This window comes from Mucilaginibacter sp. GW821-FHT07H05, from assembly GCF_059418485.1.
In genome coordinates this window covers 106152-121571 of the sequence record NZ_JBWKPY010000009.1, presented here as the reverse complement: position 1 = coordinate 121571, position 15420 = coordinate 106152, and the positions used below count along the sequence as shown (strand labels likewise).

Here is a 15420-nt window from a genome sequence, read left to right as displayed (position 1 = left end):
ATTTTAGTTAAGGTTTAGACGCCAAGCGACCAACCCTGCCTGTAAGTACGTTTAACAAATTGGTTAGCATCATCAAAATTGGTGATCCGCATGGCATCATTATCCCATAGCATTTTCATATACCTGCCGGGATAAGTGGCTTTATCTACGCCTTTAGCATCCTTCACCATTTTTTGTACATCAAAGCTGCGAATAGCCAGGTTAGCCATCAATAACGCTTCAGTTAACGGACCAGCTATCTCGAATGGCGAACTTACCTCCTGCTTACCGTAACCGGCAATAGCGGCTTCAACCCATTGGGCGTAGTGACCGTTAGCACCACCCGGTACACGGGCAAATTTTGGCTTTACTTTAATATCGGCATTTTTGCTAAGCGGTAATAATTTAGGGTTAGCGCTATAGGTTTCAGACATCATTTTGCCTTTGGTACCGATAAACAGTGTACCGTTGCCGCCATCGCCAAATGTTTCGTTAGCGGCCAATTCTTCGGGGCGTTCGGGTTGGATACCGCCGTCCATCCAATGCACAACAACATCACCTTTGGTTTTATTTGTTTTAGGGAATTTCAAGGTAACATGGCTTGATGGCGGACAGCTATCCGGGAAATATCCGCGTTTAAACTCATCTACATAAACCGAGCCTACACTGGCCTGTACTTCTTTAGCATATTTCAAATTCAGTACGCTGAAAGGGGCTTCCATCAGATGGCAGCCCATATCGCCCAGGGCGCCGGTCCCATAATCCCACCAGCCGCGCCAGTTAAAAGGCACTACTTTCTCTACAAAATCCTTATAAGGCGCAGTACCTAACCATAGGTTCCAATCTAAAGTTTTAGGGATTTCGGCCTTGTTTTTAGACCATGGGATACCCTGCGGCCATACGGGGCGGTCGGTCCAGCAATATACCGTATGCACATCGCCTATCAGGCCGGCATCGTACCACTCTTTCATTTGGCGCGGCCCATCATTTGATGCGCCCTGGTTGCCCATTTGGGTAACTACCTTATATTTTTGCGCGGCTTTGGTTAGCTCACGGGCTTCAAACAGGTCATGCGTCATGGGTTTTTGCACGTATACGTGCTTGCCCAATTGCATAGCCCCCATTGTTGCTACCGCGTGGGTATGATCGGGGGTTGAAACAGATACGGCATCAAAATTCTTTGATTCCTTATCATACATCTCGCGCCAGTCTTTATAGTATTTTGCTTTAGGGAATGCCTTAACCGAATTTGCCGCACGCGCATCGTCCACATCGCACAGGAAAGCAATATTCGCCTTGCCGCTTTTAGCGAAATTGGCAATATCGCTTTGTCCCTTACCACCAACACCTACACTGGCTATGTTTAGCATGTCGCTTGGCGCGGTGTAGCCTTTGCCACCCAGCACAAAGCGGGGAACGATCATAAAACCGGCTGCTGCCAGGGCGCTGTTCTTTATAAATGTGCGCCTTGAAGCATCCTCTGGCTGCGGCGTTTCTTTATCTTTCATAGATTGATCCATTTGGTATATATGATGAAAACTACGTTAAATATTTTGTTTTTTCAGTTCGCCGATGGCGTGATTAACAGCCCTTGCAGTAAGCGCCATATAAGTTAAGGATGGATTTTGGCAGGCAGCCGATGTCATACAGGCGCCATCGGTTACATATACGTTTGGCGCATCCCAAACCTGGTTATTTTTATTCAGTACCGATGTTTTTGGATCGTTACCCATGCGGGCGGTGCCCATTTCGTGAATACCCGCGCCTAAGGTGTAGCCGTTATCGTAGGTCTTCACATTTTTAATGCCGGCGCTTTCCAGCATTTCCTTAGCATCAGCCATCATGTCTATACGCATTTTGCGTTCGTTTTCTTTTATCTCGGCATCAATAGCTAATATCGGCAGGCCCCATTTGTCCTTGCTGCCTTTATCAAGCGTGATCTTATTATCGTGATATGGCAAAGTTTCGCCAAAGCCGGTAATACCCATTGTCCATTGGCCCGGTTCGGTCAGCGCCTCTTTAAAATCGGCACCTATACCCATTTCGGCAATTTCGCGGCTCCAGCCTTTACGACTGGCACCACCCTGATAACCGAAACCGCGCAGGTAATCGCGCTTATCGCCAAACAGGTTGCGGTAGCGCGGCACATAAATACCGTTAGCACGGCGGCCGAAATAGTATTTATCCTCATAGCCTTCTACCTCGCCGCTGGCACCGCATTTAAAGTGGTGGTCCATCAGGTTATGGCCTAACTCGCCGCTGCTGCTGCCTAAGCCGCCTTCCCATACATCGGTAGCCGAATTCATGAGCACCCAGGTTGAGTTTAAAGTGGAGGCGTTAAGGAATATTACTTTGGCAAAATACTCGTAAGTTTTATTGGTTTCGGCATCCAGCACTTCAACGCCTTTGGCCCTTTTGGTATCCTTATCGTACAATATTTTAGTTACGATAGAAAAAGGGCGCAGGGTTAAATTGCCTGTAGCCACAGCCGCCGGTAAGGTTGACGATTGTGTGCTGAAGTATCCGCCGAAGGGGCAACCCAGCGCGCATTTATTACGGAACTGGCAGTTGGTGCGGTTATGATGCGGTACCGTAATATTAGCCGTGCGGCCGATGATCATGTGCCTGTTTTTATAATCTTTTTTGATACGTGCGGCAACATCTTTCTCCACACAATTCATTTCCATGGCCGGCATATAATCGCCGTCGGGCAGTTGTGCAAGCCCATCTCTCGAGCCGCTGATACCGGCAAATTTCTCTACATGGCTATACCATTCGGCCAGTTCTTTATAACGGATAGGCCAGTCTACAGCTGTACCGTCCTTAGCATTGGCTTCAAAATCGTAATCGCTCCAGCGGTAGGATTGCCTGCCCCACATTAACGAGCGGCCGCCCACATGATACCCACGGAACCAGTCGAACGGCTTAACCTCTTTATAGGGGCTCTCCTTTTCGTTGGTCCAGTAATCAAGGTTGGCTTCGCTTAAAACATAATCCCGCTTTAATACAGGATGATCTTCTATCATTTGCTGGGTACGGCCGCCGTGGTGTTTAATTTCCCAGGGGTCCTTAGTAGCATTTACATAGTCTTTAACGTGTTCAATGTTTTTGCCACGCTCCAGCATAATGGTTTTTAAGCCATGCTCTGTTAGTTCTTTAGCGGCCCACCCGCCTGATATACCCGATCCGATCACAATCGCATCGTATACGTTATTAGCCATAATTGAAGTTATAAAGAAGGTTTTGTTAATGAGAAGATGTAAATATATTGCTTTTTCTTATCTACGTATATTTGTAACAAAATGGATACAATGCTAATGGTAATTGTACAAAATACACTTATTAAAATGACGCGTTTTTAAAGCAATACGGGTGAATAATTCGCGCAGATTTTAATCAAACTATGTGTGGGAACGGTTCCGAAAAAAATTAAAAAACAGCTTAAATAAAAAATGGATAGCCGGAAAGGGCTATCCATTTTTTATTTACCGGTATACCGGGTAAATTAAGCTATTTTCTTTTTAGGAGTAAATAGCGGAGATAACATAATAACTAATAATGCTGCAAATTCTAATACAACTACCATGGTCTTAATTTTTTAATTTTTAATAAATACTTACAGGTTCAGGAATTGGACCATTCTTTATTTTAGAGGCCTGACAACAGGCTGTAAATCAGAATAATTTAATCCTTATGACTGTCATGCGGCTAAAAATATGCCATATTAATTTTAGCTTCCAAATGCGCTCATTCAGCTTAAAATACCGGTTTTTTGATTTTAAAAATTTAAATTAAACACCAATAAAAAGTTATGGATTGGCTAAATAAAATTGCGTTTATTTAAATGCCTGCTAAAAAATTAATGATGAGAAATAGGATGATTGCTTATTTCTGTAAAAAATAGAAATCGCAATTGAAAAAATTAAAATCAGCGTTATTTTGATCAATAAATTAAAATAATGCGGCATAAAATCTGATTATACTGGTTTTTCACCCATAAATCCCGGTTAAAAAACTTATTTCGTGTATAAAAGCATGTTTTAAAGCACCAGCAACTGGACGTTAATAACCAGGAAATATTTTACATGACAATTTGACACAAACATGACACGGAGCGAATTTTCGTTTAAGAGTCAATCAGATTTTTTCAATTTACTGACAGATTTACCGAATTATTTATACCAATTACCCCTTCCTCTTAATAGTATGGATTAGTCACCACCGTCAATACTTTCATTCGCGATTAAAACGTTAACTTATCGACCATTAATTACAAACTACTACATGAATCCCCATATCGATCAGCATCCACATCATCATATAGGTTTAGCATTATCAGGCGGCGGCATCAGGGCCGTATCACATTTGGGTGTGATGCAGGCGCTTACGGATCATGGGATCCGGTTTTCGCATATAGCGGGTACCAGCGCCGGAGCAATTGCCGCGGCTTTTTTTGCTGAAGGCTATAGCCCGAAAGAAATCCTGCAGATTATTAAAGATTCGCGGCTGCTTAAATCATTACGCCCCTCAATTGGCAGTACCGGCCTGCTATCTATATTGAACGCCCGTTTTATCATCGAGAAGTATATCCCCCATAACTCCTTTGAAAAACTTAAAATACCCATTACCATTGCCACGGTAGATTTGGGTGAAGGCCGGCTGATTTACTTTACCGAGGGCCAGCTAGACCTGGTGATCTTAGCATCTTGCTGTTTACCGGGCTTGTTTAAGCCTATTATCATTGACAACCACATGTATATAGATGGCGGTATACTCAATAATTTCCCTGTGGAACCACTGGTGGGTAATTGCGATTTTATTATTGGCTCGTACTGCAACCATTTGCCGGTAGTTACCGAGATTAAATCGTTTGGGCAGTTGATAGACCGGTCGGCCATGATAGCTATTAATGCCAGTCTTAATAACCACAAAAGCCTTTGCGATGTGGTGATAGAACCGCACGGCCTGGGTGGCTATGGTATATTTGATACGGATGCCGCCGAAGAGATTTATATGATAGGTTACGAAGAAGGTTTAAAAGCCATTAAAGGGAACGATATGCTGAAAGAACTGGTTAAGATATCCGATTAACCGCTCATATAATTTTGCTAACTTTGTACCCCGATGAGCAATAACATTGTGGTAGCCATTGATGGCTACTCGTCATGCGGGAAAAGTACTTTAGCCAAAGCCCTGGCCAAAAAACTCCATTTCATTTATGTCGACAGCGGCGCTATGTACCGGGCGGTTACCCTGTTTTTTTTACGCAATAACATTGATTATAATAACCACGATCAGATTGCGAAAGCCTTAACGGATATCCACCTCAACTTCCACTCGCGCGATTATGAAACTCATATCACCCTTAACGATGAGGAGGTATCCGACGAGATCCGCCTGATGCCGGTATCCGAAAATGTGAGCGCCGTTTCGGCCATACACGAGGTTCGGGTAGAGATGGTAAAGCAGCAGCAACGCATGGGCCAATCTAAAAACATTGTAATGGATGGCCGCGACATTGGCACGGTAGTATTTCCGCATGCCCAGGTAAAATTGTTTATGACCGCCGACCCAAAGATCCGCGCTGAAAGACGTTTTAAGGAACTGGCCCCTAAAAACCCTGATATTACCTTAGAAGACGTGTTTGAAAACCTGGCCCATCGCGATTACCAGGATACTACCCGCGTTGAAAGCCCGCTCACCCGTGCAGATGATGCTATTATTTTAGATAATACCGATTTAACACCCGATGAGCAATTGCAATTTGCGCTGGATAAGATTGAACCGTTTTTGAAGTAGTAAGTTTAGAGTTTTTAACCACAGAAGCCCCAGAGGTTTGCACGGAGGTCACAGAGCCTTTTTTGTTCAATCATTTTCAAATAAAATCTCTGTGTACTTTGTGGTTCTCTCTTTGTGATCTCTGTGGTTAAATCGCCACATTACTCCGCAAACTTCTCCGTATTCACACCAAACCTGTTTAAAAAATCAACGCCCTCATCGCTTAACAGCCCTTTATATTCGGCGTATGAATACCTGTAATAAACCTGTTTAACCCCTGCCGAGTAGATTAACCTGGCACAAGCCAAACAAGGTGATAGCGTAGTGTAAAGCGTAGCCCCCTCTAAACGGGCGCCATTTTTCACAGCGTATAATATGGCATTTTCCTCGGCATGTAAGGCCAGCGAGCAACTACCTTTTGAATCGCGCGCGCAACCAACGCCGGGCCATTCCTCGTCGCAGTTATGCGTGCCTGATGGCGGGCCATTATAGCCAATAGAAATGATGCGTGTATCCTTAGCCAGCACCGCCCCCACCTGCGCCTTCACACAGTGCGATCGCTTAGCCAGGTCGCCGGCCAGGTTCATAAAAATATGTTCGAATGAAGGTTTGTTCATTAGTGATTAGAGATTGGTTAATTAGAGATTAGGCTAAAAGACAAAGGTTAGAGATTTGCAGGGTTTTTCCTAAAAATCTCTAACCTCCGATTAACTAATCTTTATAATATTAATGCCCCGCCGCTACTTCTACGTGATCCAGATCGATACCCTGGCTGCGCAGTTCGCTGCTTACTTTCCAGGCAAAATAGGCCAGGTAAGCAAAGCCTAATACCGGCACAATGTACGAAAAGTGCAGGCCGCTCATTCCGCTGACAATGTCATTACTGCCATCGGCAATTTTGCCCTGCAATGGCGGGATAATAGCACCACCCAATATCATCATAATTAAAAATGCCGAACCCTGGCTGGTATATTTACCCAAGCCCGCAATTGATAACGAGAAGATAGATGGCCACATAATTGAGCAGCACAAGCCGCCGCTAACAAATGCGAAAGTGGCTACTTTACCTGTTGTACATAAGCCTGCTACCATAAACGCTACACCCAATAAACTTAACACGGTTAATGTACGGGTTGGTTTTTGCTGACCGATAAAGAAAGCCACCACCAGGATACCTACACAAATAGCGTATACATACAGGCTGCTAACATTAGCACCCGTAGACGCGTTAACTAATAATACAATACCAAATGCCATAAACGGAATCAGGATATACAGGATATTTTTAACTGATTTTGATAAATTAAAGGCACCTATTGAACCGGCAAAACGCCCGATCATTAAACTGCCCCAGTACAGGGAGATATAAGGTGCGATGTCTGATTCCTGAAATGAGCCGAACTCCGGCGTTTTCATTAACGACCCTAAATTACTTTGGATAGTTACCTCGGTACCTACATAGGTAAATATAGCCAGCATACCTAATATTAACTGTGGGTATTGCATAGCACCCCAACCTGCTTTACTATTTTTGGCAGCCAGCATGGTACCTACAAGGGTAAATACAATTATGGCTAACGATAAATATACAAAGTACTGGCTTGGCATACCAATAGCCGCGCTTAACGGATCGGCTGCTAATATTAACAGGAACGCCAAAAACATAATTAACAAAGGCAAATTAGCTTTTTGGCTCGATTCTATTTTCTCATCGCTGGTAACCTTTGGCAGGTTAGAAAACCAAAAGAATATCGCTACCGCGATAAATAAACCGGCAAGCATATAGTACAGGTTATTTACAGAAGAGATCTGGACATTCTCGGGCGCAATTTTGGCATTGGCCGATCCGAATAGGATAACACCTACCACCACCGGACCTAATAAACCGCCAATATTGTTGATACTTCCGGCAAAATTTAAACGGTTTGAACCTGTTTCGGGCGGGCCTAAAGCAATTACAAAGGGATTAGCTGCTGTTTGTTGTAGCGAGAAACCAATGGCTATAATAAAGAACACCGCCAATATAAACCCGAATGCGCCTGAAGCAACTGCCGGTATCATACCTAACGCGCCTACAGCCGATATCACCAGGCCTAAAATGATGCCATTTTTATAGCCCAGCTTATTCATAATATCCACCTTACTGGCTTGCGATGCAAAATACAGGATCAGCGAACCGATAAAGTAGCCACCATAAAAGGTAAAGTCAATCAATTGCGATTCAAACTGCGTTAAGTGGAAATGAACTTTACAAAAAGGGATAAATACCCCGTTTGAGGCAGCTAAAAAGCCCCAAAAGAAAAAAACGGTGATAAGCGTGTACAAAGCCGAACCGTAGTTCTTGCTGTTAGTTTGCTCCATAAGGTAATTTTAAAAATTGGTGTTTAAAGGACACTAACATAAGGTAATTTTTCATTATTCACCATATTTTAAAAAATTAAATAGGCGGCATATTTTCTTTGTTTTATAGATAAAGTTGCATATTCGCATACTTTAAACTAAACATAAGCCTGTTAGTAAATGATAGAGGCCGTTATATCGGGTATTGGAATTGGATTAGTGCTTACGTTTTTAACCGGCCCGGTTTTCTTCGCTTTAATTAAAACCAGTATCGAAAAAGGCTTTCATGCGGGCGTAGCTTTAGCCCTGGGTGTGGTTGCCAGCGATGTTGTTTTTGTGGGCGCCATCCTTTTCGGTTCACAGCTTTTTGAAGTTTCTACGCAAACCAAAACTATAGCAGGTATTATCGGCAGCGTTATCCTTTTTGGCATCGGCATCCATTATATCTTTAAAAAGGCCGATGTTGATTTTAAAAACCCCACCCCAAAACGCATTAAACGGGCCGGCTTTTTTCTGAAAGGTTTCCTGATGTGCATTTTTAACCCAACTATCCTTTTCCACTGGATCACTGTTATCGGCACCGCCAGCACCATTTACCATACCGGCGTACCGCATCGCGGCTTAAAACTGGCCACTATGTTTTTTACCGTGCTGATTGTGCAATTTGGTATGGATGCCACCAAAGCCTTTTACGCCAACAAACTGCGCGACCGGATCTCCGAAAAACTGGTTCACCGCTTAAACGAAGTGGCAGGTATAGCACTCATCATTGCCTCGCTGATTTTGGTAGATAAGCTGGTAACACACTATGTATTTTCGCCAATGAGCTAATAAAATATGTCATTTCGACAAACCTGAAGGGGTAGTGTAAGGGGGTGAGGAGAAATCTTATACGGGCGACAAGCAAGCCGTATAAGATTTCTCACTACGTTCGAAATGACATTTTTAGAGGGCGACTTAAATCGAAGTACATCATTTTACGCTATACACCGTATTCGAAACCACGGGCACGCCGCTGTGGGTAACCCCCTGCACCACTACCTTAATCTTGCCCGTTTGCACGGTATTATAGAAGCTAACGGTTGCTTCGCCATTATTATCGGTAACTATATTTGGCTGCCAGTGGATGGTATTGGTGCGCTGATCAATCCGTTCATCCGGGTTATCAAACTTTGGCGAATAGAAAATCCTTGCCCGGTTATAACCTACCATATCGGCCATCGTATCATCAAAATAATCAGCGGTTTCTAAAACATTGGGGCGCAGTTTTAGTATAGCGCTGTATGTAATAAAACCTTTCATGGTTACATACTTATTGATAGTAATGCTGATGGCCTTATTGATAGTCAGGTCGGCAGGGTCAACAAATCGCAGGGTCGACTTGTTTATTTTTGATCCATCGGCATAATGGGGTGATACGCTAATGCGGTTCCAGGGAATATTCCCGTCAGCTAAAATCAATTGATCATCAACAACCACCATGTGCGAGCCGGGTATATTAGCCAGCAGATATTCTCTGATGGTACTATATTCCTTTTGTTCGGCTAAAGTGATGTTATGTACCTGCGATGGAAATTTGGTAGATGCTTTGGCCTTGATCTGCACTTCCTGCAACTGCCGGTCTTTCGGTATCTTCAGCTTTAGTAAAGCCTCGGCTATGGATGGTAATGTATCTGCCGCAAATTGCTTTGCAGGCCTGACAGGCAAGGTATCCCGCACTAATGAATCCACTTTTAGCCAACCGCCGCTATCGCTTTTCCCTGCTTTTTTAGTGTAATCGCGGGCGTTAAAAAAGAAGTATTGATAGCCATAAAAGTGCGTGCCATAAATAGCAAACTTCCCTGCCGAGTCCGTCCGGGCTTCAAAAAACTTTTCAACCGCGTTAGGCGCATGCACTGCGATATGGATATTAGGCAAAGGTTTATTACGGCCAACCGCCCGCACCATGCCCGTAAGCGTAATGCCCTGCTCTGCATCGTAAGTTATATTTAAAGTGGTGTCGGCTATTCTTTTCCACACAAAATCGCGCCAGCCCTGGGTAAGCAGCAACAGGTCCAGTTGCTTAAAACGGTTGGTATTAGTCGTATCAAAATATCTCCCGGGCTGTGCAATGCGCCCTTTAACCTCCGATTGCAGGTTAAGATAAGTCAAAATATTTCCCGCCGGCACCGGAACCATCCCCTCGTTAACCGCCGCGAGCGAGAGATTGGCTACTTCATTTCTATTCAGTTTTATTTTTAGGGTTATTTTTTCTTTTGGCTGATATTGAGGTTTATCCGGACTTACTGCCAACTGCACATCGCCCAGGTGGTGGATATATATCAGGCGTTCGCACAAGGGTTTATTTTGCTCATCCATTACGGTAATGCAGGTTACACCTTCGGGCAAAACGTCATCCTGTATGGTAACAACTGTACGCGTACTGTTTAACACCGCGGCCGACCGGTAATAGGCTTTACCCGCGTGCCTGGCAATAATGTAAACCGAACGCCCAACTTCTTTCCTGATGGTAAATTCGTTACAATCTATAATAATGTTTACCAATGGCTTTTCAAGCTTTACAGTCATATTAAACCCGGTAGCATAGGCTTGGGGTAATTTAAATTCCGTGCGCCGGGCTTTTATCATTACGATGGCCTTGTACTGCTGGCCGGCTACTGGCTGCAACAGGAAACTGCCCATCCCTAATGAATCACACATAAATTTGGCAATAGTTTCTTCCCGGGTATTCACAACTTCACCGCTCGCAGCTATTCCGTTACCATTTTCATCTTCGGCCTTTACTGCAATTACCGATGTTACCCCGTTAACCATCGAACCTCCTTCGGGGAAAAACCGCACCTGTGGACTGCCTATTATGTCCGCTTTTACCGAACCATTAGGTTTAGCCGGTACGTTATTTGAATTGCGGGCAACCACAGCAATGGGCTTAAATGAGCCATTGCTCAATATGTTGATGGTTTTCTCAAAAATAAACTGATCGCCAAAATTGCGCATCCAGTTGGTATAAGCCCTGATACGGTAGGTCCCCAATGCCACGGTATCCGCGAGTTTAAAATCACCGTTGCCTAATCCCCCATCTAAACGGATCAGGCGGCGCGCGACGACTTTTGTGTTTGGCCCAATCAGGTCGATGTATAAATTATGACTGTAATTAATCAGTTCGTTAGCCTGCGCGTTTACGATGTAGGCTTTAAACCAAATATCTTCGCCCTGGGTGTATATATCACGATCTGTATGCAGGTATGCCTTTTCAAAAAAGATGGGAATAGAGGTTTCAGCCTGTTGTGCCCGCGCTACTAAACAAAAAAACGACAAGAGGCAGAGATACAGATAAAACTTAGGCATTACTGATAATTGGATATATCCAAATGTAAAATTTAAAAATGTAATTTTGGTCTGTCAGCTTTTTTTTGCTTTTGGGGGTGATATGTGATTCAATTATCGCACTTAGTATTAAAGATCATACTGATGGAACATCAAATCTATACTGAAGAACTTTTTATCCGGCTATATCAATCTGTTTTCCCGGTGGTGGCAAGTTATGTAAGTCGCCGGGGTGGCTCACTCGATGAAGCTAAGGATGTTTTCCAGGATGCATTGATTATTTACTACGAGCGGTCAATTACTGCCGGAGAAACCCTGCGTAATGAAAAGGCTTATTTAATAGGGATAGCTAAACACCTATGGCTAAAAAGTTACGAGGCCAACAGCCGCTATATCCCGCTTGACGAAGCAGGCAATATGGCTGATCTGATAAACCCTGAAGAGCAGCAGCCCTTAACCAACAAAATCCTGCATTACCTGGAAAGCACCGGCCAAAAATGCCTGGACTTGCTGAAGAGTTTTTATTACGATAAGCTATCGATGGCGGAGATCGCCCAATCGTTCGGCTTTTCGGGCGAGCGCTCGGCTACCGTGCAAAAGTTTAAATGTTTAGAGAAAGTACGGGAAACCGTTAAAAGTAAATCGCTGACTTATGATGACTTCGTTGAATAAGCTACAGGAGATAGAGGGCTTTGTGCTACGTACAGCAGATACGGGCGATGCACTGGTATTTGAGGCACGGATGATCGTCGACCCCAACCTTGCCCGTGAAGTAAGTTTGCAAAAAGAAGCTTACGCGATAATCCATCAGTACGGCCGCCGCAAGTTAAAAGCAGAGTTAGAGGCTGTGCATCAGCAATTATTTACCGAACCTCAGTATTCAACCTTTCGCCAAAAGATCATGGCGTTATTTAAGTAATCACCTTGCGGGATTATTGCCCGCTTAACCAACAATTTATGAATATCAACAAAAATGAATTCCGCAAATATGCGGTGGGGCATTGTCATGTCAAAACTTTCGCGGTCGACCGTTATATCGCCGATGTGGAGACGGCTGTCCCCCGTATGTCCATGACACCCTACATCACCGAAGAACGTGAGATGCGCGTATCCCAAATGGACGTATTCTCGCGCCTGATGATTGACCGGATCATCTTTATGGGCACTGCCGTTGATGACCACATGGCCAACATTATCCAGGCGCAATTACTGTTCCTGCAATCAACCGATAACAAAAAGGATATCCAGATGTATGTCAACTCGCCTGGCGGCTCGGTGTATGCCGGCCTGGGTATTTACGATACCATGCACTTTATTGAACCCGATGTGGCCACCATTTGTACCGGAGTGGCACTATCCATGGGCGCCATCCTATTATGCGGCGGCGCGGCCGGTAAACGTTCGGCCTTAAAGCACTCGCGTATCATGCTCCATCAACCCTCGGGCGGCGCACAGGGACCGGCGTCGGATATTGAAATAACGACCCGTCAAATACTTAAAATCCAAAAGGAATTGTACACGATTGTTTCCGAACACAGCGGCCGCAGTTACGAGGAAGTGCACCACGCATCCGACAGGGACTATTGGATGACAGCTGCCGAAGCGCAGGAGTTTGGGATAATTGATGAGGTGTTGATGCGCCCTGCGGGTTAGTGATTAGAGATTAGTTAATCAGAGATTAGGTTAAACAAAAATAGCGATGGGTTTGAAACCCATCGCTATCGATAACATAAAGACTAATCTCTAATCACTGATTAACTAATCTCTGGCAACGACTACATATAAGCTCTTTGGTTCTTACCCTCCATCCAATTTACATAGGCGCGGTTAACAATTTTGTTGCCGCCCGGGGTTGGGTAATTGCCGCTGAAATACCAGTCGCCCAGGTGATCGGGGCAGGCAATGTGCAGGTTATCCAGCGTTTGGTATAATACCTTTACTTCGGCTTTGGTACCCTTAGGGGTAATGATCTCCGCTATACGATCTGATATTTCCTGATCGGTAAATGGCTCGTATATCGCCTTTACGTAGTTTTGTACTTTTTCTTTTGGCAGGGCCAGGCTGTCCTTACATTTCTGGTAAACTTCGGTCAGCACGTTTTCCTTACCTGTTTCTTTCAGCAGGCTAACCGCTGCTTCAAAGGCCACAAACTCGCCCATACGGCTCATATCAATACCGTAGCAATCCGGATAACGGATTTGCGGGGCTGATGATACCACTACTATTTTTTTCGGACCTAACCTGTCCAGGATCTTCAATATACTTTGCTTCAATGTAGTACCGCGTACTATCGAATCATCCAGTGCTACCAGTGTATCGGTACCGCTTTTAATTACGCCGTATGTGGTATCGTATACGTGTGCTACCATCTCGCCGCGGTCGGCGTCGTTGGTAATAAAGGTGCGCAGCTTCACGTCCTTAATAGCCAGTTTTTCTACACGGGGGGCAATGGCCAGTACTTCGGTCAGTTCCTCATCGGTGATCTTGTCTGCACGGTTCAGTAACTGATCGCGCTGGTATTTTTTAATGTATTTGTGCACCCCTTCTACCATGCCATAGTAAGCTACCTCGGCGGTGTTAGGTATAAAGGAGAATACGGTATTCTTGATATCGTGGTCAACCGCTTCCAGTATCTGCGGACAAAGCAACCTGCCTAACTGTTTACGTTCGCGGTAAATAGAGGCATCGCTTCCGCGCGAAAAATAGATCCGTTCGAACGAGCAGGCTTTCTTTTCCAGCGGTTCGCTAAACATATCTTCGCTGATGCGGCCGTCTTTCTTTACGATCAAAGCATGGCCGGGCTGTATCTCGCGAATATCCTCAATCGCCACATTAAAGGCGGTTTGTATGGCAGGGCGCTCGGAAGCGGCCACTACAATTTCATCGTTATAATAGTAATAGGCCGGGCGGATCCCAACCGGGTCGCGCATCACAAAGGCATCGCCATGACCCAAAATACCGGCAATAGTATAACCGCCATCCCAGCTCTTGGCCGATTTTTTCAGGATCTTGGCCACGTCCAGATCCGTGGCGATCATTTTACTGATCTCCATGTTATCGTCCATACCCTCGCGCTTGTACTGATCGAACAGGCCCTGGTTTTCGGTATCCAAAAAGTGGCCTATCTTTTCCAGTACGGTAACGGTATCGGCTTTCTCTTTAGGGTGCTGGCCCAAATCGTATAACTGTTGCAGCAACTCGTCAACATTAGTCATGTTGAAGTTACCGGCAATAACCAGGTTACGGGTTTGCCAGTTGTTTTGACGCAGGAAAGGGTGACAGCTTTCAATAGAGTTTTTACCGTGGGTACCATAACGCAGGTGCCCTAATAAAACCTCGCCGGTAAAGCTTACGTTTTCCTTCAGCCACTCGGCATCCTGCATTTTTTCGGGCGTTTCCTTTTGGATATCGGCAAATTTCTTTTGGATATACTCAAAGATATCGGCTACCGCGCTGGGCGCCATACTGCGATGGCGGCTGATATAGCGTTTGCCCGGCGCAATGTCCAGCTTAATGGTGGCAACCCCCGCGCCATCCTGCCCGCGGTTATGCTGTTTCTCCATTAGCAGGTACAGTTTGTTGATGCCGTACAGTGCTGTTCCGTATTTTTTTTGGTAATATGATAGTGGCTTTAGCAGACGTATAAAAGCCACTCCGCATTCATGCTTAATCTGATCGCTCATGATTGGTATTGAGCCCGCAAAGTTAAAATAATCAGCTTAACTTTTAGAATACTATTGTCATTAAAAAGCATTAAAAGAGCAACAGTGTGTAAAAAATACAATATGTGCTGTCAGCGCTTAATGTTATGCTGGATTTGTTGAATGAATGGGTGATGATTGTTTATGTTGAACAGGCCTATGAATGCGTGATTTTTACCCTATGGCCAATTACTGTACAATTTTATCAAAAACCGGGTTAACACAACTTAACATGATTCAGACTATAAAAACATTAAATAATTGATAATCAATTATTTAATGTCAAATTATGTTA

Annotated in this window: 12 protein-coding genes; 6 read left to right on the top strand and 6 right to left on the bottom strand. The window is 44.4% G+C overall.

Features of this window, described 5'->3' with window-relative positions:
- Nucleotides 1–14: 14 nt before the first annotated feature.
- Complete coding sequence (locus AC07M6_RS22480; RefSeq protein ID WP_494893385.1) at nt 15–1487, bottom strand: Gfo/Idh/MocA family protein; 1473 nt, start codon at nt 1485–1487, stop codon at nt 15–17.
- Between the two features lie 36 nt (nt 1488–1523).
- A complete protein-coding gene (locus tag AC07M6_RS22475; RefSeq protein WP_494893383.1) occupies nt 1524–3200 on the bottom strand; it encodes a GMC oxidoreductase in 1677 nt (558 codons plus the stop codon).
- A 1063-nt stretch (nt 3201–4263) separates the two neighbouring features.
- Between AC07M6_RS22475 and AC07M6_RS22470 the strand changes: the two genes are divergently transcribed.
- Complete coding sequence (locus AC07M6_RS22470; RefSeq protein WP_494893381.1) at nt 4264–5070, top strand: patatin-like phospholipase family protein; 807 nt, start codon at nt 4264–4266, stop codon at nt 5068–5070.
- Nucleotides 5071–5103: 33 nt separating this feature from the next.
- Nucleotides 5104–5778, top strand: coding sequence for a (d)CMP kinase (cmk, locus tag AC07M6_RS22465; RefSeq protein ID WP_494893379.1), 675 nt, complete (start codon nt 5104–5106; stop codon nt 5776–5778).
- 140 nt (nt 5779–5918) lie between these two features.
- Here cmk and AC07M6_RS22460 read toward each other — a convergent pair whose 3' ends face one another.
- Together AC07M6_RS22460 and AC07M6_RS22455 are read right to left on the bottom strand one after the other, a co-directional pair.
- Nucleotides 5919–6374, bottom strand: coding sequence for a deoxycytidylate deaminase (locus AC07M6_RS22460; RefSeq protein WP_494893377.1), 456 nt, complete (start codon nt 6372–6374; stop codon nt 5919–5921).
- A 109-nt stretch (nt 6375–6483) separates the two neighbouring features.
- A complete protein-coding gene (locus AC07M6_RS22455; RefSeq protein WP_494893375.1) occupies nt 6484–8118 on the bottom strand; it encodes an MFS transporter in 1635 nt (544 codons plus the stop codon).
- A gap of 159 nt (nt 8119–8277) precedes the next feature.
- Between AC07M6_RS22455 and AC07M6_RS22450 the strand changes: the two genes are divergently transcribed.
- A complete protein-coding gene (locus AC07M6_RS22450) occupies nt 8278–8928 on the top strand; it encodes a LysE family translocator (RefSeq protein ID WP_494893373.1) in 651 nt (216 codons plus the stop codon).
- A 141-nt stretch (nt 8929–9069) separates the two neighbouring features.
- Here AC07M6_RS22450 and AC07M6_RS22445 read toward each other — a convergent pair whose 3' ends face one another.
- Nucleotides 9070–11445: an MG2 domain-containing protein gene (locus AC07M6_RS22445; RefSeq protein WP_494893371.1), complete on the bottom strand. Its 2376-nt coding sequence runs from the start codon at nt 11443–11445 to the stop codon at nt 9070–9072.
- Between the two features lie 123 nt (nt 11446–11568).
- On the opposite strand from AC07M6_RS22445, the gene AC07M6_RS22440 reads away from it, so the two are divergent.
- From AC07M6_RS22440 to AC07M6_RS22430, 3 genes are read left to right on the top strand one after another with little or no spacing between them, the layout of a single operon-like run.
- Nucleotides 11569–12096, top strand: coding sequence for an RNA polymerase sigma factor (locus tag AC07M6_RS22440; protein WP_494893369.1), 528 nt, complete (start codon nt 11569–11571; stop codon nt 12094–12096).
- Entirely contained in the window at nt 12077–12343 is a 267-nt protein-coding gene (locus AC07M6_RS22435; protein WP_494893367.1) for a hypothetical protein, read from the top strand. Before AC07M6_RS22440 ends, AC07M6_RS22435 begins: the two co-directional genes overlap by 20 nt.
- Before the next feature lie 38 nt (nt 12344–12381).
- Nucleotides 12382–13077 carry an ATP-dependent Clp protease proteolytic subunit gene (locus AC07M6_RS22430; protein ID WP_494893365.1) on the top strand — a complete coding sequence of 232 codons (696 nt, stop codon included), beginning with the start codon at nt 12382–12384 and terminating at the stop codon, nt 13075–13077.
- 122 nt (nt 13078–13199) lie between these two features.
- On the opposite strand, the gene AC07M6_RS22425 is transcribed toward AC07M6_RS22430, so the two are convergent.
- Complete coding sequence (locus tag AC07M6_RS22425) at nt 13200–15107, bottom strand: amidophosphoribosyltransferase (RefSeq protein WP_494893363.1); 1908 nt, start codon at nt 15105–15107, stop codon at nt 13200–13202.
- Nucleotides 15108–15420 lie beyond the last annotated feature (313 nt).